We start from the raw sequence: 21407 nt of genomic DNA, 5'->3' as shown, positions 1-21407 counted from the left end.
AGTGTCAGTGGGTGGCGGTCCGCTGCTTGCGGGCCGCCCTCCACGCGTAGACGAGCACGCCCGCGAAGAGGAACAGGACGCCCTGGTAGACGGCCGCGTATCCGGACCCGGCGACCAGCCACATGGAGAATCCGGACGCGATGCCCGCGAGGACGCCGTCCCGCACCAGGCCGGCGCGGTTGACGCGCTCGCCCTGCCCGGAGACCAGGAAGTAGATCTGCGCGGCGGTGGCGAGCAGATAGGGCACGGTCGCGGTGAACGTGGTGATCAGGACGAGGGACTCGAAGACGCCGCTGGAACCCGCGGTGTAGTTGTAGACGGTGAGCAGTGAGGCCAGGGCGACGGTGACCAGGACGCCCACGATCGGCACCCCGCGCTTCTTCGTGCCGAAGACCTCGGGGAAGAGCCCGTCCTTGGCGGCGGCGTACGGCGTCTGGGCGCTCAGCAGGGTCCAGCCGTTGAGGGCGCCGAGGATCGAGACGACTGCCGCGAGCGCCACCGCCGTACCGCCCCAGGAGCCGCCGAACATGACGTTGACGGCGTCCGAGAAGGGTGCGGTGGAGCCGACGAGCTTGTCGTGGGCGACGGTGCCGAAGACGGCGAGGGTGCCGAGCAGATAGACGAGGGCGGCGCCGAGGGTGCCGAGGATGGTGGCGCGTCCGACGTTGCGCCGCGGGTCGCGCACCTCACCGGCGCTGACGGCCGCCGATTCCACGCCCAGGTAGGAGAAGAGCAGGATGGCGGCGGAGGCGGAGATCGCGCCGGCCGGGCTGTCGTCACTCGCCTGGAAGGGGCCGAGGTTGGCGCTGTCGAAGAAGAAGAGCCCGCCGATCGCGACCAGGAGCAGGGGCACGAACTTCAGGACGGTGGCGACGACCTGGACCGCGCCGACGTAGCGGGTGCCCGCGAGGTTCGCGAGCGCGGGCAGGAGTTGCAGGATCAGGGCGGCCAGGCAGGCGGTCCACTTGTGGTCGCCCACCGGTATCAGGACGTCCAGATAACCGACGGCCGCGACGGCGAGCGCGGCGTTCGACACCCAGGCGGTGGCCCAGTACGACCAGGCCGCGAGGAAGCCCGCGAAGTCGCCGAACGCGGCGCGCGCGTAGACGTAAGGGCCGCCGGTGCGCGGGTCGCGCCGCGCGAGCCGCCCGAAGACCAGGGCGAGGGCGACGGCGCCCGCGGTCAGGACGCCGAACGCGACGAGGCTGATGGTCCCGAAGGGGGCGACGGAGGCCGGGAGCAGGAAGATGCCGCCGCCGATGATGTTGCCCATGACGAGGCAGGTGGCGATCGGGAGGCCGAAGCGGCGGGCGTGCCTGCTGCCGCCGTCCTCGTGCTGCTCCGTCCGCTGTTCTTCCTGGTCGGGGGCCGGAGCCGGCTGGTTCGCGGTTCCGGTGTCGTGCATGGGGTGGTGCCTCTCATCGTGCCGGACGCCCGGGATCGCCGGGGCGAGAGACATCGTCGGGCACGACGGGAACCGTACAAAATCAGCGTGTTTTGTCCTGCCCGGCAGGGTCGGCGACCGCAAAAGCTGTCTCGTCGCGGCCGTCGTGCCGGGAATCGTCCGCGGCCGCGGGACCCCCTCCGACCTGCGGAACCAGCGGAACCTCCGGTCCCTGGAACTCGCCGAGCCAGCGCCGGAGCACTTCGTGGACGCGCTCGGCGCCGACGAGTTCGTGCCCGTCGTCGAGCGGCGCGGAGAGCACGAGCGGCGACAGGAGGAACGGCTGCGCCTGGGCTCCGCCGAGCCCGCCGTGGGAGCCGATCTGCTCCTCGAAGGCGAGGACTTCCCCGTCCTGCGGGTCGTACCAGGAGTTGACCATGATGTCGGCGGCGTGCGGGAAGCCGTCGGTGCGGCGCACGGCGTCGGCGGCGCCCGGCCCGAAGTCGGCCAGCGGCCCGAGGTCACCGGGCCGCTCGTCGAGGTACACCTCGGCGCCGCGCGCGCCGAGGACGACCGCGCCGCGCTCCTGACTGTGGACGAGGAGGAAGCCGACGCCCGGGTGGTTGGCGAGGGTGGGCAGCAGCGCCGGGTGGCGCAGGTCGATCTCCTCGCGGGTCATGCGGTGCGGGACGTCGGGGAAGGAGACGAGGCCGAGGTTGCCGGACGCGAGGACGATCGGTTCGGCGCGGTGGGTGGGGCGGTGCTGCCCCGCGCCCTCCTCGACGGGGCGGCGCAGCGCGGCACGGACCGTCGAGCGGGCCTCGGCGCCGCTGTGCGTGCGCTGCGCCTTGCGGGGCACGGGCAGACCGCAGCCGGCCCTGACGAGGTCGCCGAGGGTGAGGCCGTAGCGGGCGCGGAAGGTCTCGCCGGGGCTCTGGCCGTGGTCGGAGAGGACCACGATGCGGTAGGCGCGCGGGGCGTGTTCGGCGACCTTCGCGATCAGCGCGAGGGACCGGTCGAGCCGCTGGAGCACCTTCTCGACGTCGTGACCGGTGGGCCCGGAGTGATGGGCCACCTCGTCGTAGGCGACGAGGTCGGCGTAGACGGCGCTGCGCCCGGCGAGCATGTCGCCGATGACCGCGGCGACGACGACATCGCGCTCGACGACGGTCGCGAAGGCCCGGATGAAGGGATAGAGCCCGCCCCGCCCGACGCGCGGGCGCCGCTTCCTGATCCGGGCCCGGGTCGACTCGCCGATCTCGCGGCCGACTTCGGCGACGAAGGACAGGGCGGTGCGGACGGCGTTGGCGGGGTCGGAGAAGTAGGCGAAGTACCCGGCGCGCGAGCGGTTCTCCTTGCCGCGGCGTGCGGCCATGGAGAGCACCAGGGCGACCTGCTCGGCGCCGCCGCTGAAGAGGTTGCCGCGGCTCGCGCCGTCGAGGGTGAGCAGGCCGCCGTCACCGGTGCGCTCGATGGCGCGGCGCTGGAGCTCGACGGCTGAGGCGGGCCGGTTGGAGACCATGACCTCCCCGGTGTCCTTCTCGTACCAGCGGAAGGCGGGGACGTCGTGGTTGGAACCGTGCAGGATGCCGAGCTGGCTCGCCCCGGTCTGGCTCGACCAGTCGGTGCGCCAGGGGGTGAGGCGATGCGTCGGCGCCCCCTGCTGGCCGAGCCAGACGGCGACGGTGGGCATCAGCCCCTTGTCCACGGCGGTGCGCAGGACGTCGTGGCCGACGCCGTCGAGCTGGATGAAGACGGTGCCGGGCGGTACGGGTCCGAAGCGCCCTTCGGCGAGGCGGCGCCGCTTGCGGTCGGCCAGGCGGTAGAGGCGGCGGCGGTAGGCGTCGTCGTCACGGACGGCGAGGGCGCCGCCGGTGGCGGAGGCGACCGCGGACATGACCGCGGCGACGACGACGGCGGTCTCGGGGTTGGCCTCGCCGCGGCCGTCGGGGATGAGACTGAGGGCGAGCAGCAGCAGTGAGCCGTTGAGGGCGAAGGCGAGCAGGCCGAGCACGAGCGCGGGCACGAGCAGCAGGGCCCGCACGAGCAGGGGCCACACCAGCGAGGAGAGCAGGCCGAAGGCGCCGGCGCCCAGGGCGGCCGTGCTGGCGATGCGGGTGGCGCTGTCATCGTCGTCGGCCTGCAGCTGGAAGTCCGGCAGGATGCCGGCGAGCGCGAGCATGGTGAGCGTGCTGACCAGCCATACGGCGACGGATCTCCACAGCACACTGCCGACCGCCCGCCATCGCTCTCGCCCCACGCCGTGCCGCCTCACGTTTCATGAAAGATCAGGACACCAGCGTGTCACAGGGTGTACGGCCGGGTGCCGGGGGCTGGTCAGCGACCGTCGTACCCCGCGGTCGGCATGGAGAGCCGCCGGTGGACATGAGCCTTCATCACCGCGTCGTACGACGGTTCGGCGAACCCCGCCGTCTCGATCCGCACCCCGCGCCGCCGGCACTCCGCGGTGAACTCGTCCGGCGAACGCAGCGCGCGGTCGAGGACGCGGCGGCTCGGCACGACGAAGAGGTCCACGAGGCCCTCGTCGACGTCGGTCCAGAGCACGGCGTGATCGGCGGGCAGCCCGTGCACGACCAGTTCCCGCGTGATGACGTACCCCCGGTCGGCGGCCCAGCGCGCGCACATCGCGTGCTGGCTGCGGGAGTCCACCAGGAAGGGGTCGGCGTCCAGCTCCTCCAGCGGTATCAGGCTGGCGATCGCGGCGACCCGCACCACTGTCACGCTTGCGGTGTCCCCCATCGCGTCCCCCTCACCTCTGGCATCCTCACCACGGGCGTCAGCCGAAGACCCTACTCCTGGCCGTAGGCTCGTAAACAGTCGCGCGAAGGAGGAAGAAGGAGCAATGGGAGTGCCGGTGGAGATCACCTGGTGGGGTCATGCCACCTGCACGGTCGAGGATTCGGGGCTCAGGGTGCTCACCGACCCCCTGTTCGCCCGCCGTCTCGCCCATCTGCGCCGGCGCAGAGGCGCGCTCCCGCCGCCCGAGGCGGCCGTCGCCGACGCCGTGCTCCTGTCCCATCTGCACGCCGACCACCTGCATCTGCCGTCCCTCGCACGGATCACCCCGGGCACCCGTGTGCTGTTGCCGCGCGGCGCGCGCCGGCAGGTGCCGGGGCTCGCGCGCCGGCTCTCCCATCTGCGCCTCATCGACGTCGTGCCGGGTGACGAGGTGCGGATCGGCGACCTGGTCGTCCGCGTGGTGACGGCGCGGCACGACGGGCGGCGGCTTCCCGTCGGACCGCATGCCGCGCCCGCTCTGGGCTTCGTGGTGCGGGGTGAGGCGCGGACGTATTTCGCCGGGGACACCGGGCTCTTCGACTCGATGGCCGAGGAGGTCGGGGAGGTCGACGTGGCGCTGCTTCCGGTCGGTGGCTGGGGGCCGTATCTCGGCCATGGTCATCTCGACGCGGGACGTGCGGCACAGGCCCTGGCGAAGCTGGCGCCGCGCAGCGCGGTGCCGGTGCACTACGGGACGTACTGGCCGATCGGCATGGACGCCGTGCGGCCCCATGAGTTCCACACGCCGGGCGAGGAGTTCGTGCGCCAGGCCGCGCGGATCGCGCCCGAGGTGGCGGTGCACCGCTTGGCGCACGGCGAGAGCGTGCGGCCCGAGGTCACCAAGGGAGACCCTCAGTGATCCTCGCCCTGACGGCCCAGGTGACCCCGGGGTCGACGCAGGCACTCGGCTATCCGTCGCTGTTCCTGCTCATCGTGGTCGGCGCGCTGGTGCCTGTGGTGCCCACGGGCGCGCTCGTCAGCTCGGCCGCGGTGGTGGCCTTTCACCAGGAGGCGCCCCTCGCGCTGCTCCTGGTGTTCGTGGTCTCGGCGTTCGCCGCGTTCCTGGGCGACATGGCGCTGTACTGGCTCGGCCGGCGCGGCATGCACTCGAAGAACGGCTCGCGCTGGCTCGCGGCGATCCGTGACCGGGCGCCCGAGGAGCGTCTTGCCCAGGCACAGGAGAAGCTCGCCGACCACGGCGTGCTGGTGCTCGTCCTCTCCCGGCTCGTCCCGGCCGGGCGGATTCCGGTGATGCTGGCCTGTCTGATGGCGAAGATGCCGCTGCGCCGGTTCGCGCGCGGTGACATACCGGCGTGCCTCGCCTGGGCCGTGACGTACCAACTGATCGGCATTCTCGGCGGCTCCCTCTTCAAGGAGCCGTGGCAGGGCGTGGTGGTGGCGGTCGCCCTGACGGTGCTGATCAGCGTGGCGCCTGCGGTGTGGCGCAAGGTGCGGTGTGCGGTGGCGTCCTAGGCCCGGCGTCACCGAGGGGGTTTCATGCGCTGTGCTGTCGCGCGGAGATCGTCGAAAGCTGCACCCAGGGTGCTCAACGCCCTTTCCACGTAGGGGAGTTCGGAGGCGTCCGGTGCGGCGAGGGCCGCGAGGCGCTCCTGCGGGGCAGGGCCGAGCAGGGGTCCGGTGGACAGCCGTACGCGCAACGCCCCCAGCTCGTCGCCGAAGCGGTGGCCGCCGGGCGCGGGCATGGCGAGGCGTCCACCGAGGAAGTCCTCCAGGTCCTGCGAGTCGCCGACGCCGCGCGCGGCGAGGGCCGGGCGGAGCGGTCCGAGGTCCACGTAGAGGTGACGGCCCGCTCCGGGTGGGCGGGCGAGCGCGCCCGCCGCGAGCACCGTGCGCTGCGCGGCCTCGGCCACGCGCGCGTGCAGGCGGTTCGCGCGGACGAGGCGGTCGGTGACCTCGTCCGGCTCGCCCAGGGCGTAGGCAGCCGCCGCCCCGACCGGCGCCGTGACGCACGCGCCCAGCGCGGTCAGGACGTCCAGGGTGCGGGCCCGCAGCGCCGAGCCCCGAGCTCCGGCCGGGAACCGGGCGACCGCGGCGGGCCAGCCCGGCGGCAGAAACGCTCCGGAGAGATCGGCAAGCACCGTCACGCGTCCGGGGTCCATCTCGGCGGGGCTCACGAGCACCGTGTCGTGCGGCCGGTGCAGGGTGTCGCGCCAGGTCTCGTCGCTGACGATGTGCAGCCCCTCGTCCGCCGCCGCCTCCACGGCCTCGTGCAGCACCTCGGGCGGCGGCACGGTGGCGGTGGGGTCGTCGGCGACGGAGAGCACGAGGAGGCGTGGGGTGCCGCCCTCGGCGCGGATGCGGCGGACGGTCTCCATGAGGGCGAACGGATCGGGGACGCCGCCGCACTCCGCGGGCGTCGGCACGTGGTACACCGACCGGCCGAGCAGCCGCACCTGCGGCGCCCACCAGGCGGGGCAGGGCCGCGGGAGCAGGACGTCGCCGCCACCGAGGGCGGCGGTCAGCGCGAGCAGCAGGGGCGCGGCACCGGGCGCCGCGACGACCTGGTCCCGCTCCCCCGGCAGCCCGCGCCGCGCCCAGTAGCCGCTCGCGGCGTCAAGGAGGGCGGGGCTGCCGCCGGGTGGTTCCGCGTGGGTGCGGCCCGCGGCACCGGCGAGCACGGCGGAGAGCTCGGGCAGCACCGGGAGGCCCGGCTCCGGCAGGGGAGGCCCGTACCGGACAGGGCCTCGGCCTTCGGGTTCCGTCCGCATCTACCCATCGAAACGCGACGGGCCGTTCTCCGCGCGCGGAGGGCCGCGGCCGAGTGCCTTCCTTGCGGTTTCCGGCTCGCGGTTCCGGCGAAGGCGGCCGGTCAGTTCTCGGCGGCCAGGGCTGCCAGTTCCCTCTCCAGGCCCTTGCCCCGCGTCTCCACCACCGCGGACGCGACGTCGGCCAGTTTGCGGTTCGTGGTCTGGGAGATGCGGCGCAGCATCGTGAAGGCCCGGTCCGCGTCGCAGGTCAGGACGTGCATGATGATGCCGCAGGCCTGGTCGACCACGGGGCGGGTGCGCAGGGCGGTGCCGAGGTGGTCCAGTTCGGTGAGGGCCGCGCGGTAGCGGCGGTCGCGTACCAGGGCCGTCGTGGCGAGGTCGCCGAGCGCCTGGGCGGGACCGTGCCGGACGTCGTCCAGGGCGCCGGGGCGGAAGCTGAACAGGGTCAGGGTGACGGTGAGTCCCCCGCGCTGGAAGGGAAGCGTGACGCTGGAGCGTACGCCGGAGTCGAGCGCCATGGCACGGTACGCGGGCCACCGCTCGTCGCACAGCAGGTCACCGGTCTCCACCGGGGCGCCCCGCTCCTGCGCCGCCACAATGGGGCCGTCGCCCGATCGCAGCTGGACGGAGACGAGGCCGGCGAGGTCGGGGTGGGTCACCGAAGCGGGGTGTTCGCTGCCGCCTTCCGATACGGTCGTGCCCGCGCCGCAGCACGCGGTGGTGCAGCGCACGGCCTGTTCCGCCAGCTCCGAGAGCCTGCGGCCGGGCAGTGCGGACTCGGGTCCCGCCAGGTCGAGGTCCGGTTCCGGTACGAGGGGCATGGTGGGTTCCTCCTCCTTTTCTCCGCCTTCCCGCGAGTACCCCCGGAAAACGGCTGCAGCGGATACGTTCGGCACATGGCCAGAACCGAGGAGTTCGGTGAGGAGATCGCGGATTTCGTGCGCCGCGTCGCCGAGTTGAAGTCGGCGCGCTCCGTGCCGGCGGACGACCTCGGCACGGTCCTCGACGCGGCCATCTTCGAACTCGACCATGTGGTCACGCAGTTGCGTCCGCTCTACGAACGCCTCGCAGCCGACGGCCAGTTGGGCGGCGGCGCGCCCGACCGGGACGAGCAGCGCCTCCTGCGGGCCCTCTTCCAGCGCCTCCCTCTGCCCGTCGCCCTGGTCGACCGGGAGTCGGTGGTCCGGCGGATGAACTTCGCCGCGACCGGCTTCACGGGCGTACGGGCGGGTTACGCCACCGGCAGGCCGCTGACCGGGTTCCTGCTGCACGCGGACCGGGTGGCGTTCCGCTCGCAGACCGCCGCGGTCGCGCGTGGCGAGGGCGACCGCAGCCTCACCGTCCACCTCCAGCGCGACCCGGGCCTCCCGGTCCGCGCGACGCTAACCGCGCTGCGGCCCGGTGCCGAGCCGCGCACGGCGGTCCTGGTGGTGCTGCAGCCGGGCACGCAGCCCGCGGGCTCGCGCACCGCGGCCCGGGGTGCCGCGCACGCTCCCGCCCCCGACCTCGGCGACACGACCCGGCACGCGGCCCGCATGGACCTCGCGGACGCCATGACCACCGCCCTGCTCACGGCTCCCGACGGGGACCGCGCGACCGTGCTCGAACGGGCCGCCGGTGTCCTGCACCCGCGGTTCGCGGAATGGGTGATCGCCGACGAAGGAGCCGCGCGGCAGCGGCGTACGACAGTCCTGGGCCCGAAGGACGCGCCCGTCGGCGACGTCCTCGCACAGGCGCCCGCCGCGTGCCCTCTCGTCGTCGAGGCGGCACGCGGCGGGGCGCCCATGCTTCAGGTGCGTCCGGAGGACCCGGACTCCTTCGGCCGGGACGCGTCCGGCGCCCCCGTCCTCGTACGCGCGCAGGTGACGTCCCTGCTGTGCGTGCCACTGAGGGGACGCTCGGACGGTCCGGTGGAGGGTGTCCTCACGCTGTTCAGGAGCGGGGCGCGGCTCGCCTTCTCGATGGCCGAGGCGCAGACGGTCGACGTGATGTCGCGCCACATCGCGCTGGCGATGGCCCGCCGCGCGAGCCGGGGAGCCGGTGAGCTGAACTAGGCGGCGTCCTGCATGACTTCCTCGCGCAGACGGTCGCAGCAGCGGCTGATCAGACGCGAGACGTGCATCTGGGAGATGCCGAGCTGCTCGGCGATGCGGCTCTGCGTCATGTCGCCGAAGAACCGCATGTAGAGGATGTCGCGCTCCCGCTCGGGCAGTGCGGCGATGCGCGGTTTGACGGCCTCGCGGTCGATGACGACGTCAAGTGCGGGGTCGGGCGCGCCGAGTGCGTCGCGCAGCGCGTATCCGTCGTCGCTGCCCGGCAGTTCGGCGTCGAGGGAGAGCGCGGTGAAGCTTTCCAGCGCCTCCAGGCCGGCCGCCGCGTCCTCCTCGGAGAGCTGGGCCTTCTCGGCGATCTCGGTGAGGCTCGGCGCGCGCCCGGGGACGGTCTGGGTCAGTTCCTGGCGGGCGAACCGCACCCGGTTGCGCAGGTCCTGCACGCGGCGCGGCACATGGAGGGTCCACATGTGGTCACGGAAATGGCGCTTGATCTCGCCCGTGACGGTCGGCACGGCGTAGCTCTCGAAAGCGCTGCCGCGCTCGGGGTCGTATCGGTCGACGGCCTTGACCAGGCCGAGGGCCGCCACCTGGCGCAGGTCGTCCAGTGCTTCGCCGCGGTTGCGGAATCGGCCGGCGAGCCGCTCGGCCATCGGCAGCCAGGCCCTGACCAACTCCTGGCGCAGTGCATCGCGTTCGGGACCGTGCGGCATCTCTGTCAGCCTGCGGAAAGCGGCTGCGGTATCGGGTGCGTCGTCGTGCGGATGGCGCTTCGTCTGTCGCGCGTCGGGTCGCATGATGCGTCGCAACTCCCTTTTCGGTGCCTTGGGTTGAAGAGTCACCGTGGGGTGGACGCGACAGCGCGACGGGGCACACCCGGGCGAGCGCGAACCGCTCCCACGGACGTGCCTCCGGTCCGAAGCACTGTGAAACTCGCCTGCCCCGAGCCCCGGGAAGCAAACACATGTGCGCCGCGGGGGCGGCACCCCCCCTTCTTCCGGGCAAACCCGCATGGACCGGCCGCACGGGGGTACTGCGGCGAAACGACCGACCCCCCACAGGAAGGGCCCCACCATGGCTGTTGTCGTAAGGGACGTCATGACACCGGGCGTCGTGGCGGTAGGTCCCGATGCCTCTCTGGTGGAAGCGGCGCAGCTGATGCGCGCGCAGGACATCGGGCACGTTCTGGTGGCCACGTCCGGCCGCCTGGTCGGCGTGCTCACGGACCGGGACATCACGTTGCGGGCCGTCGCCGACGGCGCCGATCCCCTCACCGTCAGCGCGCAGGCCATCTGCACGCCGAATCCGGTGATGGTCGCGCCCGACGACGCGGTGTCGGCGGCGGTCAGCCTGATGCTGGAGAACGCCGTGCGCAGGCTGCCCGTCGTCGAGGACGGACAGCCGGTGGGCATGGTGACGCTCAGGGACCTCGCCGCTTCGGCCTGAGGCCGAGGCACCCCTCGCCGCGGCGGACGACGCCGCGGCCGGCTGCCCCGGCCCTCGGCCGGGCGGGGACCTGGCCCGGTCTGAGGGAGCGGGTCCGGTTGCACGGGTCGTGCAGGGGGAGCGACCGGACCCGCGGCGCGGGCCCGGCCCGGCCTGAGGCCGGGCCGGAACGTCCCCGGCGGTCCGTCACGGTCACAGCCCTGGGGCGGGTTGAGGACCCGTGGGCAGCGACCGGCCCGACCGGTGACAGGTAAAACGATAAATCAGCGACCCGGTGGTCACGATCCGCTGAGCGCGTCCACTGTCCGTATAACGCACGCCGCGGATTCAGCCCCGCAGCGTCTGGGACGGCAACTCCCCGAAGCGGGCGTGGTACTGCTCGGCGAACCTTCCCAGATGACTGAAGCCCCACCGGTGCGCCACCTCGCTCACGCTGAGCGCGCCGGGCTCCGCCTCCCGCAGCTCGTCGCGCACGCGGATCAGCCGTACCTCCCGTACGTACGCCATGGGGGACATACCCACATAGCGGCGGAAGGCCTCCTGGAGCCAGCGCACCCCGACCCGGGCCTCGGCCGCGAGCCCGGCGGGCGTGAAGGGATGCTCGGGCCGCTCCTGGACGGCGTCCATCGCGCGCTTCACGGGCGCCGGGCGCAACCTCCGCTCCGGGGACGTGAGTTCGTCGCGGTAGGGATGCTCGACGGCGAGCAGCAGCCCGCTCAGGATCGCCTCCTGGAGGGGCGCGGCGACCAACGGCGACGCGTAGAGGGACGCCTGGCCCGGCGGAGCGCCCGGCTCCGCGCGCAGGTCGGCGATGACCGTGGTGACGAGCCTGGCCCAACTGCGGCCAGGGCCACCGGTGGTGTCCAGCTCGGGGGCGAGCGTCAGCGGGGTGCGGGTCGGCCGGCCGAGGAGCTGCTCGAGGCGCTGTTCGAGCGCCTCGCGGCCCATCTTCACCGCGAGGACCCGGCAGTCGCCGGTCCACCGCTCCACCACCGTGTCCCCGACGGGCTGGAACACTCCGGCCCGCTGCGCCGTCGCGACGGTACTCGCGGCGCCGCCCTGCCGGAAGCGCATGTGCCCGCCGAGCGGGATGTTCACGTGATACGCGCCCAGTTCACCGACCCGCAGCCACACATCGGCGCCGCAGCTGAGCTCGCCGACCGTGAGCGCGCCGAGCTGCCCGATGTCGAACTCGGCGCGGAAGGGGCGCGACCCGTCGAAAACATCCATGAAGTTGCTGTAGAACGCGGCACCGATCACCTGCCGCGCCTCGTCCACGTCCGCGGTCCTGAAGGACGTCCTCAGCACCTGGGCACTCACGCGTGACTCACCCGCTCCCCCGACATCGTTGACGCTCCCCCGCGGCTACACCCGGCGCCCCACCAGACTCAGCAGCTCCGTCTGTGCGTCGGCGTCCTGCGGCGGTTCCACCGCGGGGGCGAAGAGCCCGCTCTTCGCCAAGTCCGCAGCGTACGGCTTGATTTCGTGCAGGGAGAAGGCGACCAGGTCATCCGGAAGGGTTTCGTCCGCGCCGATGGCCCGGGACAGGTCCCAGGCGTGCACGACGAGGTCGGTGATCATCTGCCCGCAGTAGAAGTCGGCCGCGGTGTCGCCGAAGGAGAGGTGCACCGTGCGGTAGATGGCGCCCGGCTCACCGAACGCCTCCTGGGCGGCGGCCGCCGCCGTGTCCCAGGAGGCGACGGGGTCGGGACCGAGCACATCGCCGTCGAAGGCGTCGCCGACGGAGTCGATGGTGGCGCCGTCGCGGACGAGCGAGGGCACCCAGAGCTGCTCGGTGGTCAGGTGATCCACGAGGTCGCGCACGGACCAGTCGGTGCACGGCGTTCCCGCGTCCCACTGGTCGGGCCCGATCGCGTGCACCCGCTCGCCGAACAGGTCGAGGGCGGCGGCGTGCCGGTCGAGGAGCTCGCGGTCGTTCAGGTCGGACGGGCCGGCTGTGCCAGTGGTGTCTGCCATACCCGCCATTGTCCTCCTGCGGCCGAGAGCCGCTACCGCTTGCGCTCCACGCGGCGCTCGTCCCATACCGGCTCGGGCGTCTCGCGCACGAGACCGTCGCTGCCGAAGACGAGATAGCGGTCGAAGGAGCGGGCGAACCAGCGGTCGTGCGTCACGGCGAGGACCGTTCCCTCGTATGCCTCGAGGCCTTCCTGGAGGGCCTCGGCGGACTCCAGGTCGAGGTTGTCGGTGGGCTCGTCGAGCAGCAGGGCGGTGGAGCCCTCCAGCTCCAGGAGCAGGATCTGGAAGCGCGCCTGCTGGCCGCCCGAGAGCCGCTCGAAGCGCTGTTCGGCCTGCCCGGTGAGCTCGTACCGGCGAAGGCGCGACATGGCGGGGCCCTTGGCCTGGGCGTGCTCGCGCCACAGGATGTCCAGGAGCGTGCGGCCGAAGAGTTCCGGGTGGGCGTGGGTCTGCGCGAAGTGGCCCGCCACGACGCGCGCGCCCAGTTTCCAGTCGCCGGTGTGCTCGACGTCGCCGCCCGCGAGCAGGCGCAGGAAGTGCGACTTGCCCGAGCCGTTCGAGCCGAGGACGGCGACCCGCTCGCCGTAGAAGACCTCCAGGTCGAAGGGCTTCATCAGGCCGGTCAGTTCGAGGTCCTTGCAGGTGATGGCGCGGATGCCGGTCCGCCCGCCCTGCAGCCGCATGGTGATGTCCTGCTCGCGCGGCGGCTCGGGCGGCGGCCCCGCCTCCTCGAACTTGCGAAGCCTGGTCTGCGCGGCGGCGTACCGCGAGGCCAGCTCATGGCTGATCGAGGCGGCCTGCCGGAGGCTGAGCACCAGCTTCTTCAGCTGCGCGTGCTTCTCGTCCCAGCGCCTGCGCAGTTCCTCGAAGCGTGCGAAGCGCTCGCGCCGCGCCTCGTGGAAGGTGTCGAAGCCGCCGCCGTGCACCCAGGCGTCGGCGCCCGCGGGCCCCGGCTCGACGCTGACGATCTTCTCGGCGGCGCGGGCGAGGAGCTCGCGGTCGTGCGAGACGAAGAGGACGGTCTTGCGGGTCTCCTTGAGCCGCTCCTCCAGCCAGCGCTTTCCGGGTACGTCGAGGTAGTTGTCCGGCTCGTCCAGGAGCAGCACCTCGTCGCCGCCACGCAGCAGGGCTTCCAGCACGAGGCGCTTCTGCTCACCGCCGGAGAGCGTGCGGACCTCGCGGAACTGCGCCTTGTCGTACGGGATGCCGAGCGCGGCCATGGTGCACATGTCCCAGAGGGTCTCGGCCTCGTAGCCGTGGGCCTCGGCCCAGTCGGAGAGCGCCTGGGCGTACTGCAGCTGGGCGGCCTCGTCGTCGACGGTCATGATCAGGTGCTCGGCCACGTCCACGGCCTTCGCGGCATCGCGGATGCGGGGGTTCGACACGGAGACGAGCAGGTCGCGCACGGTCGTCTCGTCGCGCACCGACCCGACGAACTGCGGCATGACGCCGAGGCCGCCGCTGACGGTGACGGTGCCGCCGTGCGGCTGGATCTCGCCCGAGATCAGGCGGAGCAGGGTGGTCTTGCCCGCGCCGTTCGCGCCGACGAGGGCGACGATGGCGCCCTCACCGACACGGAAGGAGACATCACCGAGCAGGGCTCGGCCGTCCGGCAGGTAGTACTCGATGTGCGCGGCTTCCAGATGTCCCATGCGGGGGATTCTCCGTGGGGGGTGCGGGTTGCCGCAAATGCGTTTCGCCTCCCTCCGTTTCCGGCCGCTCCATTCCGGCCGGAACTGTTCCCGCGACAGGGAGCTGACCACATAGCGATACGCGGGTCTCATTATGCGACATGGCCGCGTACCGTTCGATCCACCGCAGCGAGCGGCAGCGAACGTGAAGGAGTTCCCGCCATGCCGGAGGAGACCGCCGTCTACACGCACGGACACCACGAGTCCGTTCTGCGCTCCCACACCTGGCGGACCGTCGCCAACTCGGCCGCCTATCTCGTGGACGCGGTGAAGCCGCACATACGGATCCTCGACATCGGCTGCGGGCCCGGCACCATCACCGCCGACCTGGCCGCGCTCGTGCCCGACGGCCATGTCACGGGCGTCGACCACGCGCCCGGCATCCTGGACCGGGCCCGCGCGACGGCGGCCGAACGCGGCCTGTCGAACGTGGAGTTCGCCGTCGCCGACGTCCACGACCTGGACTACCCGGACGACTCGTTCGGTGTCGTCCACGCGCATCAGGTGCTCCAGCACGTCGGCGACCCGGTGCGCGCCCTGCGCGAGATGCGGCGCGTCTGTGCGCCGGGCGGCATCGTCGCCGCCCGCGACGCGGACTACTCGGCGATGGCCTGGTACCCGAGGCCCCCCGCCCTGGACGGCTGGCTCGACCTCTACCGGCGGGTGGCCCGCGCCAACGGCGGCGAGCCGGACGCGGGAAGCCGCCTCAAGTCCTGGGCGCTGGAGGCCGGTTTCGACGACGTCACCGCGAGCGCGAGCACCTGGTGCTACGCCTCGGCCGAGGAGCGCGCCTGGTGGAGCGGCCTCTGGGCGGACCGCACGGTCGCCTCCGGCTACGCCCAGTTGGCCGTGGAGGGCGGACACACCGACCCCGGTGAACTGCGGACCTTCGCCGACGCGTGGCGGGAGTGGGGAGAGCGGGAGGACGGCTGGTTCGCCGTACTGCACGGGGAGATCCTCTGCCGGAAGTGACGGGGCGCTGCCGGAAGTGATGGGCGTCAGCCGTGCAGGGCGCGCAGCTTGCGGCGGGCCGGGCCCAGGGCGCGCCCCGAACGCAGGAGGCCCGCCCAGGGGTCGGCGCGCGCCTGGTCGACGGCGTCCACGATGGTCCAGCGGCGGGCGCCGAGCGCGGGGCGACGGCTGATTCGCCCTACCGCACGGGAAGATCCTCAGCCGGAAGTGACGGGTCTCAGCCGTGCAGGGCGCGCAGCTTGCGGCGGGCCGGGCCCAGGGCGCGCCCCGAACGCAGGAGGCCCGCCCAGGGGTCGGTGCGCGCCTGGTCGACGGCGTCCACGATGGTCCAGCGGCGGGCGCCGAGCGCGGGGTCGTCGATGTCCTCCCAGGCGACGGGCACGGCGACCGGGGCGCCGGGTGCGGCGCGGACCGAGTAGGGGGCCACGGCGGTCTGCGCGTACGCGTTGCGCTGCACGTCCAGGTACAGACGGTCGCCGCGGTCCTTCTTGCGGGCGGCCGTCGTCAGCTGCTCGGGGTGGGCCAGGGCGAGCGCTTCGGCGACGTCCTTGGCGAAGGCGCGTACCTCGTCGAAGTCGTGGCGGCCGTTGAGGGGCACGATGACGTGCAGTCCGCGCGAGCCCGTGGTCATCAGGGCGGACGGCAGCCCCACCTGGTCGAGGAGTTCACCCAGGAGACGCGCCGCCTCGCGGACCGGGCCGAAGTCGTCCTTGGCCGGGTCGAGGTCGAAGACCAGTCGGTCCGGATGGTTGACACCGCCCATGCCGCCCACCCGGGACGTCCAGCGGTGCAGCGTGAGACAGGCCTGGTCGGCGAGGTAGAGGAGCGTGGCGGTGTCGTCGCACACCGTGTGGGTGACGGTGCCGCCTTCCTTGACGACCTCGACGCGGGTGATCCAGTCGGGGTAGTGATCCGGGGTGTCCTTCTGCATGAAGCGAGGCCCGTCGACGCCGTCCGGGTGCCGCTCCAGCATCAGGGGGCGGCCGCGCAGGTGGGGCAGCATGAACGGGGCGACGGCCCGGTAGTAGTCGGCAAGATCCCCCTTCGTGTGGCCCGCTCCCCCGCCATCGGGGAAGAGGACCTTGTCGGGCCGGTGCAGCCGTACGGTGTGGCGCCCTGCCCGCAGGGTTCGTGCGCTGGTCATGTGGGGTTCCTTTCATGCTGCACAGGGGTGCTGACAACACCTGAAGAGGGGGGCCGGCGGGCGTGCCCCGGGCCGCGTTCGCCGGAACCATTCAGGTGGACGGTTCAGGGTGGACCGCAGTGAGCGAGGCGCACCATGGCGAACGCGACGCAGAGACAACCGGGGCACCGGCCCGCACGGCCGGGTGGCGGTGAACCCTCCGCTCCCCCGCCCGTCCACGCCGCGTTCGCGCTCTGGATCACCGCGGTCGTGGCGGGCTTCTTCGAGACGGTGCTCATGGTCGGCGGTCTCGTCGCCGACGGCGACACGTCCGCCGGGGAGTTGGCGGGCGGCCTGCTGCTGCGGATGGCCGTGTTCTCGGCGGCCGTCCTGACCGCGGTCCAGTTGCGCCGCGGCAGGAACTGGGCGCGCCTGGCGCTCGCCGTGGGCCTCGGCGTCCTCGGCACGCTGTCCCTGGTGATCGAACCGTTCCGGTGGCTGGCCGAGGGGCACTCCCCGGGGGACGCCTTCCGGGATCTGGGAGCGGTGGACGTCCTGTTCGGCGCGAGCCGCGTGCTGCATCTGAGCGCGGTGCTCGTGGCGACGGTCCTGATGTTCCGGCCCACGTCCAACGCCTGGTTCAGGGCGCGCACAGCGCGGTCGGCGGGACCGGCGCGGCCGGCGGGACCCGGCCGGCACTGACCGGCCTCACCGCACGACCGCCTGCTCCACGAGCAGCCGCGCCGCCGCCGCGATGGACTCGGCGTCGATGCCGGCCTGGTGCAACTGCTCGTCGGGGGACGCCGATCCGGGCATCGTGTTCACCGCGAGCCGCACCAGGCGGGGCACCGGGCCGCCGTCGCTGAAGGCGTCGACGACGGCGTCGCCGATGCCGCCCTCCGGCCGGTGGTCCTCGACGGTGAGCAGACAGCCGGTGCGCTCGGCGGCCTCGCGCAGGGTGGCGCGGTCGACGGGCTTGACCGAGTACAGGTCGATGACCCGCACCTGGATGCCCTCGCGGTCCAGGTACTCGGCGGCGGTCAGCGCCTCGTGCACGGTCACGCCCGCCGCGACCAGCGTGAGCCGGTCGTTGTCGGACGAGCGCAGGGTCTTGGAGCCGCCGACGGGGAACTCCTCGCCGGGGCCGTAGATGACGGGCGCGTCCCCGCGCGACGTACGCAGGTACCGCACGCCGTCCAGGTCCGCCATCTGCGCGACCAGCTTGCCCGTCTGGTGGGCGTCGCACGGATACAGGACCGTCGAACCGTGCACGGCGCGGAACATCGCCAGGTCTTCGAGGCCCATCTGCGACGGCCCGTCCTGGCCGATGGCCACACCCGCGTGCGACCCGACGAGGTTGATGCCGGCGCCGCTGATCGCCGCCATGCGGACGAAGTCATGGGCACGGGTGAGGAAGGCGGCGAACGTCGACGCGTACGGCACCCAGCCGCGGGCCGCCAACCCCACTGCCGCGGCGACGAGTTGCTGCTCGGCGATGTAGCACTCGAAGAAACGGTCGGGGTGCTCCTTGGCGAAGTACTCGGTCCGCGTGGAGTCGCCGACCTCCCCGTCGAGGGCCACGACGTCGCCGCGTGCGGCGCCGAGCGCGGCAAGGGCCTGGCCGAAGGCGGTGCGGGTGGCCACGGAGTCGCCCACCTGGTGGCGCGGCAGTTCCAGATGGCCGCTGCGTGTCGCGTGCAGCGCACGCGCGGCGGCGGGCCTGCGCACCTCCACCCGGACGTCGCCCGTGCCGCCCAGCTCCTCGATTGCCGCTGCCGCCTCCGGCAGCGGTTTGCCGTGCAGGCCCTCGCGGTCCTCGGCGGCGGCCACACCCTTGCCCTTGACGGTGCGGGCGAGGATGACCGTGGGCTGCCGGGTGGTGGAGCGGGCCTCCTGGAAGGCGCGGTCGACCGCCTCCAGGTCGTGGCCGTCGGCCTCCACGACATGCCAGCCGAATGCGGCGAACCGGCGCGCGTAGGCGTGCAGGTCCCAGGCGTGGCGGGTGGGTCCGCGCTGCCCGAGGCGGTTGACGTCGACGACGGCGGTCAGATTGTCCAGGTGCTCGTGCCCGGCGTGCTCGACGGCCTCCCACACCGAGCCCTCCGCCAGCTCGCTGTCACCGCACAGCACCCAGACCCGGTAGGGAATCCGGTCCAGGCGCTTGCCCGAGAGGGCCATGCCCACGCCGACGGGAAGCCCCTGCCCGAGGGACCCGGTGGCGACCTCGACCCACGGGAGGCGGCGCGGCGTCGGGTGCCCTTCGAGGCGGCTGCCCTGGGCGCGGAAGGTCAGCAGTTCGTCGTCGGTGACGACGCCCGCCGCCTTGTACGTCGCATAGAGGAGGGGTGAGGCATGCCCTTTGGAGAGGATGAAGCGGTCGTTGCCGGGATGGTCGGGCCGGTCGAAGTCGTACTGGAGGTGGCGCGCGACGAGCACCGCCATCAGATCGGCGGCGGACAGCGAGGAGGTGGGGTGCCCGGAGCCCGCCGCATCGGCGGCACGGACCGAGTCGACCCTCAACTGCCGTGCGAGCGGGGCGAGTTCGCTGGTGGTCATAGGGGTCCTCCTCGGATGGGGCGTGCGGTTTCGGCGGTCCGCCGGGCACGTCGGCCGTCGGTTCCTGCCGGGCGTGATCGTGTGACGGCTCGGGCGCGCGGGCCCTTCGGGTTGCCACTGCGCCCCGCCGTCAAACACCGCGGCGGCACGGGCCGGGCTGCGGGGCCCGGTCCGGTTTGCCCGTCCGGCTTCGGGATACCCGTAAGGAGCGCCGTCGCAGGTATGGGGGGTCGTGAACCGGCCCCGCACCGACCCGCGCCCCCCACCCCGCACGTGATCCAGGACGGTCCCGATGAAGGACGCAGTGCCCATCGAAACCCCTGCCATGTCCGCCTACACGGTCCCCGCGGACGCCCCCGAGGCGGACGGCACCTTCGCCTGGGAGAGCACGACCATCGTGATCGTCGAGATCACGGCGGGCGGCGCGACGGGCACGGGCTGGACCTACGGTCCGGCATCCACCGTCGCCCTGCTGGCCGAGCAGCTCGTCCCGGCCGTCACGGGACGCGACGCGCTCGACATCCCCGCGGCGCACACGGCGATGACGAAGGCGGTGCGCAACACCGGCCGCCCCGGTGCCGCGTCGTGCGCCGTCTCGGCGATCGACATCGCCCTGTGGGACCTGAAGGCACGCCTGTTGGAGATCCCCCTCGTACGCCTCCTGGGCGCCGCCCGGGACGAGGTTCCCGTCTACGGGAGCGGGGGCTTCACGACGTACCACGACACACATCTGGCGGCCCAGCTGAACGGCTGGGTGCACGGTCAGCGCATACCCCGCGTCAAGATCAAGGTCGGCGAGGACTGGGGCCGGGCCGCGGCCCGCGACGTGCTGCGGGTGCGCACCGCACGCGATGTCATCGGCTCGCAGGCCGAGTTGTACGTCGACGCGAGCGGCGGCTACACCCGCAAGCAGGCGATCCGGGTGGGCCGGGTGCTCGCCGAGCACGGTGTGGGCTGGTTCGAGGAGCCGGTGCCTTCGGACGATCTGCGGGGGCTCGCTCTGGTTCGGGACGCGCTGGTCTGCGACGTGGCGGCCGGCGCGTACGGCTACGACCTCCCGTACTTCGCGCGCATGGTCCCCTCCGTGGACTGCCTCCAACTGGACGCGACGCGCTGCGGCGGTCTCACCGAGTGGCTGCGCGCGGCGGCCCTCGCGCAGGCGCACGGGATCGAGGTCTCGGCCCGTTGCGCACCGCACGCGCATGCAGCGGTCGCCGCGTGTGTGCCCAATCTGCGGCACATCGAGTGGCTGCACGACCACGTGCGGATCGAGTCGATGTTCTTCGACGGCGCCCTCGACCCGACGGGCGGCGTCGTCCGCCCCGACGGCGGCGTGGGCCACGGCCTGGAGCTGCGGCGCACCGAGGAGGTCGAGGGATACCGGGTGGCATAACGGCGCCCCCCCCGAAGTCCGCCGAAACGATCTCGGATGCGGGCCGGGCCAACTAGGCTCGTCCGTATGGAGATCCTGGGAGCCACGCTGCGTATCTGCGTCGAGGACCTGGAGTCCTCGGTCGCCTTCTACGAACGCCTCGCGGGCGGTACCGCGCAGCGTTTCGAGCGGGAGGGCGTGTCGGTCGCGGCGGTGGGCTGCTTTCTGTTGATGAGCGGGCCCGAGCGTGAGCTGGAGATCCTCAGGAAGGTCTCGGCGACGATCGCGGTACCGGACGTCGACGAGGCGTACGCCGTCCTGAACGCGTCCGGCGCCCGTGTCATCGCGGGTCCCGTCCCGACGCCGGTGGGCCGCAACCTCATCGCGGTGCACCCGGACGGCACGGTCTTCGAGTACGCGGACCGGCGCCCCGCGTCCTGAACCGCGCCCGCGCGGCCCTCCCCGTATCCTCCACGGCAGGCGGGCCGAACGGAGGACGGTGCACGTGGCGGGCAATACGGCGGACGGTACGGAACGGATCTCGTTGAGCGCACAGGCGCGCGAGGCCGTCCGGCAGCGCATCGTGGACCGCCGCTATCCGCTGGGCTCGCGTCTGGTGGAGCGTGAGGTCGCCGAGGAGCTGCGGATGTCGCGGGTCCCGGTGCGGGAGGCGCTGCGCGCGCTGGTCGCCGAGGGCCTGCTGGAACTCCTGCCGCACAGCGGGGTGCGGGTGCGCCGCCTGGAACGCTCCGACGTACGGCATCTGTACGAGGTGTGGGAGCCGCTCGCCGTCCAGGCCTCCCGGCTCGCGGCGCGCCGGGTGGCACGGAGCACGCCGGGCGAGCCGGCGGGTCTCGCCGCGCTGCGGGCCACGCTGCACCAGGCCGAGCAGGCGTCGGACGTGGACGACGGGCCTCGCGAGGTCGCCGCGCACACGGCTTTCCACGAGGGCATCGTGGCCCTCTCCGGCAATCCCCTGCTTGCCCGCACGATGGAGCAGTTGAGCTGGCAGCTCCAGCTCCTGTTCGGCATGCGCGCGGAGCCGGACCACATGCGGGCCCAGCACGACCTGATCTACCGGACGATCGCGTCGGGCGACGAGGAGACGGCCGCGGCGAGCACGCTGCTGCACGTGCGGGACAGCCAGGCGGTGGCGCTGCGAGCGCTCTTCGAGGAAAGCACCTCCTGAGCTTTCTGTATACCAAGATTCACCGGTGACCAGCCGGTGACCAGCCGGTGACCACCTCTCCTACCTGGAACTCTGCCTATACCTGCACATTCCCTCACCCACCCTTGCGGGCCACTCC

20 protein-coding genes and 1 pseudogene are annotated in these 21407 nt (G+C 72.8%); 9 read left to right on the top strand and 12 right to left on the bottom strand.

Going from position 1 to position 21407, the window contains the following annotated elements; all coding sequences use genetic code 11:
• Positions 1–4 precede the first annotated feature (4 nt).
• The 3 genes from ACWD02_RS20070 to ACWD02_RS20060 all read right to left on the bottom strand — a co-directional run bounded on the left by ACWD02_RS20070 (position 5) and on the right by ACWD02_RS20060 (position 4126).
• Positions 5–1405, bottom strand: a complete 1401-nt coding sequence (locus ACWD02_RS20070; protein WP_451212302.1) for an amino acid permease — start codon at positions 1403–1405, stop codon at positions 5–7.
• Between the two features lie 82 nt (positions 1406–1487).
• The gene (locus ACWD02_RS20065) at positions 1488–3644 is read right to left on the bottom strand and encodes a phage holin family protein (protein WP_451212299.1); all 2157 of its coding nucleotides are present in this window, start codon (positions 3642–3644) and stop codon (positions 1488–1490) included.
• 77 nt (positions 3645–3721) lie between these two features.
• Positions 3722–4126 (bottom strand): hypothetical protein, encoded by a 405-nt coding sequence (locus ACWD02_RS20060; protein WP_451213325.1) that lies wholly within the window; start codon positions 4124–4126, stop codon positions 3722–3724.
• Between the two features lie 127 nt (positions 4127–4253).
• Between ACWD02_RS20060 and ACWD02_RS20055 the strand changes: the two genes are divergently transcribed.
• Both ACWD02_RS20055 and ACWD02_RS20050 read left to right on the top strand, forming a co-directional pair.
• Positions 4254–5042 (top strand): MBL fold metallo-hydrolase, encoded by a 789-nt coding sequence (locus ACWD02_RS20055; RefSeq protein ID WP_451213324.1) that lies wholly within the window; start codon positions 4254–4256, stop codon positions 5040–5042.
• On the top strand, positions 5039–5656 hold the full coding sequence (locus tag ACWD02_RS20050) for a DedA family protein (RefSeq protein WP_451212296.1): 618 nt from the start codon (positions 5039–5041) through the stop codon (positions 5654–5656). Before ACWD02_RS20055 ends, ACWD02_RS20050 begins: the two co-directional genes overlap by 4 nt.
• 8 nt (positions 5657–5664) lie before the next feature.
• Here the strand turns inward: ACWD02_RS20050 and ACWD02_RS20045 are convergent, their stop codons facing one another.
• Positions 5665–6912 carry an aminotransferase class I/II-fold pyridoxal phosphate-dependent enzyme gene (locus ACWD02_RS20045; protein WP_451212293.1) on the bottom strand — a complete coding sequence of 416 codons (1248 nt, stop codon included), beginning with the start codon at positions 6910–6912 and terminating at the stop codon, positions 5665–5667.
• A gap of 101 nt (positions 6913–7013) precedes the next feature.
• On the bottom strand, positions 7014–7733 hold the full coding sequence (locus ACWD02_RS20040) for an ANTAR domain-containing response regulator (RefSeq protein WP_451212290.1): 720 nt from the start codon (positions 7731–7733) through the stop codon (positions 7014–7016).
• A gap of 75 nt (positions 7734–7808) precedes the next feature.
• Between ACWD02_RS20040 and ACWD02_RS20035 the strand changes: the two genes are divergently transcribed.
• Positions 7809–8966, top strand: coding sequence for a PAS domain-containing protein (locus ACWD02_RS20035; protein WP_451212287.1), 1158 nt, complete (start codon positions 7809–7811; stop codon positions 8964–8966).
• Here the strand turns inward: ACWD02_RS20035 and ACWD02_RS20030 are convergent.
• Positions 8963–9760 (bottom strand): RNA polymerase sigma factor SigF, encoded by a 798-nt coding sequence (locus ACWD02_RS20030; protein WP_451212284.1) that lies wholly within the window; start codon positions 9758–9760, stop codon positions 8963–8965. The two genes, ACWD02_RS20035 and ACWD02_RS20030, sit on opposite strands and share 4 nt — an antisense overlap.
• A gap of 277 nt (positions 9761–10037) precedes the next feature.
• On the opposite strand from ACWD02_RS20030, the gene ACWD02_RS20025 reads away from it, so the two are divergent.
• A complete protein-coding gene (locus ACWD02_RS20025; RefSeq protein ID WP_451212281.1) occupies positions 10038–10409 on the top strand; it encodes a CBS domain-containing protein in 372 nt (123 codons plus the stop codon).
• A 327-nt stretch (positions 10410–10736) separates the two neighbouring features.
• On the opposite strand, the gene ACWD02_RS20020 is transcribed toward ACWD02_RS20025, so the two are convergent.
• Genes ACWD02_RS20020 through ACWD02_RS20010 form a run of 3 tightly spaced genes read right to left on the bottom strand, consistent with a single transcriptional unit; the run spans position 10737 to position 14038 of the window.
• Positions 10737–11729 carry an AraC family transcriptional regulator gene (locus ACWD02_RS20020; RefSeq protein WP_451212278.1) on the bottom strand — a complete coding sequence of 331 codons (993 nt, stop codon included), beginning with the start codon at positions 11727–11729 and terminating at the stop codon, positions 10737–10739.
• A 45-nt stretch (positions 11730–11774) separates the two neighbouring features.
• Complete coding sequence (locus ACWD02_RS20015; RefSeq protein WP_451212275.1) at positions 11775–12386, bottom strand: TIGR03086 family metal-binding protein; 612 nt, start codon at positions 12384–12386, stop codon at positions 11775–11777.
• Between the two features lie 32 nt (positions 12387–12418).
• Positions 12419–14038: an ABC-F family ATP-binding cassette domain-containing protein gene (locus tag ACWD02_RS20010; RefSeq protein WP_451212272.1), complete on the bottom strand. Its 1620-nt coding sequence runs from the start codon at positions 14036–14038 to the stop codon at positions 12419–12421.
• Between the two features lie 201 nt (positions 14039–14239).
• On the opposite strand from ACWD02_RS20010, the gene ACWD02_RS20005 reads away from it, so the two are divergent.
• Positions 14240–15049 carry a class I SAM-dependent methyltransferase gene (locus ACWD02_RS20005; protein ID WP_451212269.1) on the top strand — a complete coding sequence of 270 codons (810 nt, stop codon included), beginning with the start codon at positions 14240–14242 and terminating at the stop codon, positions 15047–15049.
• 26 nt (positions 15050–15075) lie between these two features.
• Here the strand turns inward: ACWD02_RS20005 and ACWD02_RS20000 are convergent.
• Both ACWD02_RS20000 and ligD read right to left on the bottom strand, forming a co-directional pair.
• Positions 15076–15210 (bottom strand): annotated as a pseudogene (locus ACWD02_RS20000) (non-homologous end-joining DNA ligase); the annotation flags it as partial.
• A gap of 56 nt (positions 15211–15266) precedes the next feature.
• A complete protein-coding gene (gene ligD, locus ACWD02_RS19995; RefSeq protein WP_451212266.1) occupies positions 15267–16193 on the bottom strand; it encodes a non-homologous end-joining DNA ligase in 927 nt (308 codons plus the stop codon).
• A gap of 135 nt (positions 16194–16328) precedes the next feature.
• Here ligD and ACWD02_RS19990 point away from each other — a divergent pair, with 135 nt between their 5' ends.
• Positions 16329–16874, top strand: coding sequence for a hypothetical protein (locus ACWD02_RS19990; RefSeq protein ID WP_451212263.1), 546 nt, complete (start codon positions 16329–16331; stop codon positions 16872–16874).
• 6 nt (positions 16875–16880) lie between these two features.
• Here ACWD02_RS19990 and ACWD02_RS19985 read toward each other — a convergent pair whose 3' ends face one another.
• On the bottom strand, positions 16881–18728 hold the full coding sequence (locus tag ACWD02_RS19985) for a transketolase (protein ID WP_451212261.1): 1848 nt from the start codon (positions 18726–18728) through the stop codon (positions 16881–16883).
• 292 nt (positions 18729–19020) lie between these two features.
• On the opposite strand from ACWD02_RS19985, the gene ACWD02_RS19980 reads away from it, so the two are divergent.
• The 3 genes from ACWD02_RS19980 to ACWD02_RS19970 all read left to right on the top strand — a co-directional run bounded on the left by ACWD02_RS19980 (position 19021) and on the right by ACWD02_RS19970 (position 21289).
• Complete coding sequence (locus ACWD02_RS19980) at positions 19021–20121, top strand: enolase C-terminal domain-like protein (RefSeq protein WP_451212258.1); 1101 nt, start codon at positions 19021–19023, stop codon at positions 20119–20121.
• A gap of 66 nt (positions 20122–20187) precedes the next feature.
• A complete protein-coding gene (locus ACWD02_RS19975; RefSeq protein WP_365816111.1) occupies positions 20188–20541 on the top strand; it encodes a VOC family protein in 354 nt (117 codons plus the stop codon).
• A 64-nt stretch (positions 20542–20605) separates the two neighbouring features.
• Positions 20606–21289 (top strand): GntR family transcriptional regulator, encoded by a 684-nt coding sequence (locus tag ACWD02_RS19970; protein WP_451212254.1) that lies wholly within the window; start codon positions 20606–20608, stop codon positions 21287–21289.
• Positions 21290–21407: the final 118 nt, after the last annotated feature.

It is taken from the genome of Streptomyces sp. NPDC002853 (genome assembly GCF_053591915.1).
The sequence above is the reverse complement of the archived record's forward strand: the minus strand, read 5'-3'. Positions and strand labels throughout refer to the sequence as shown.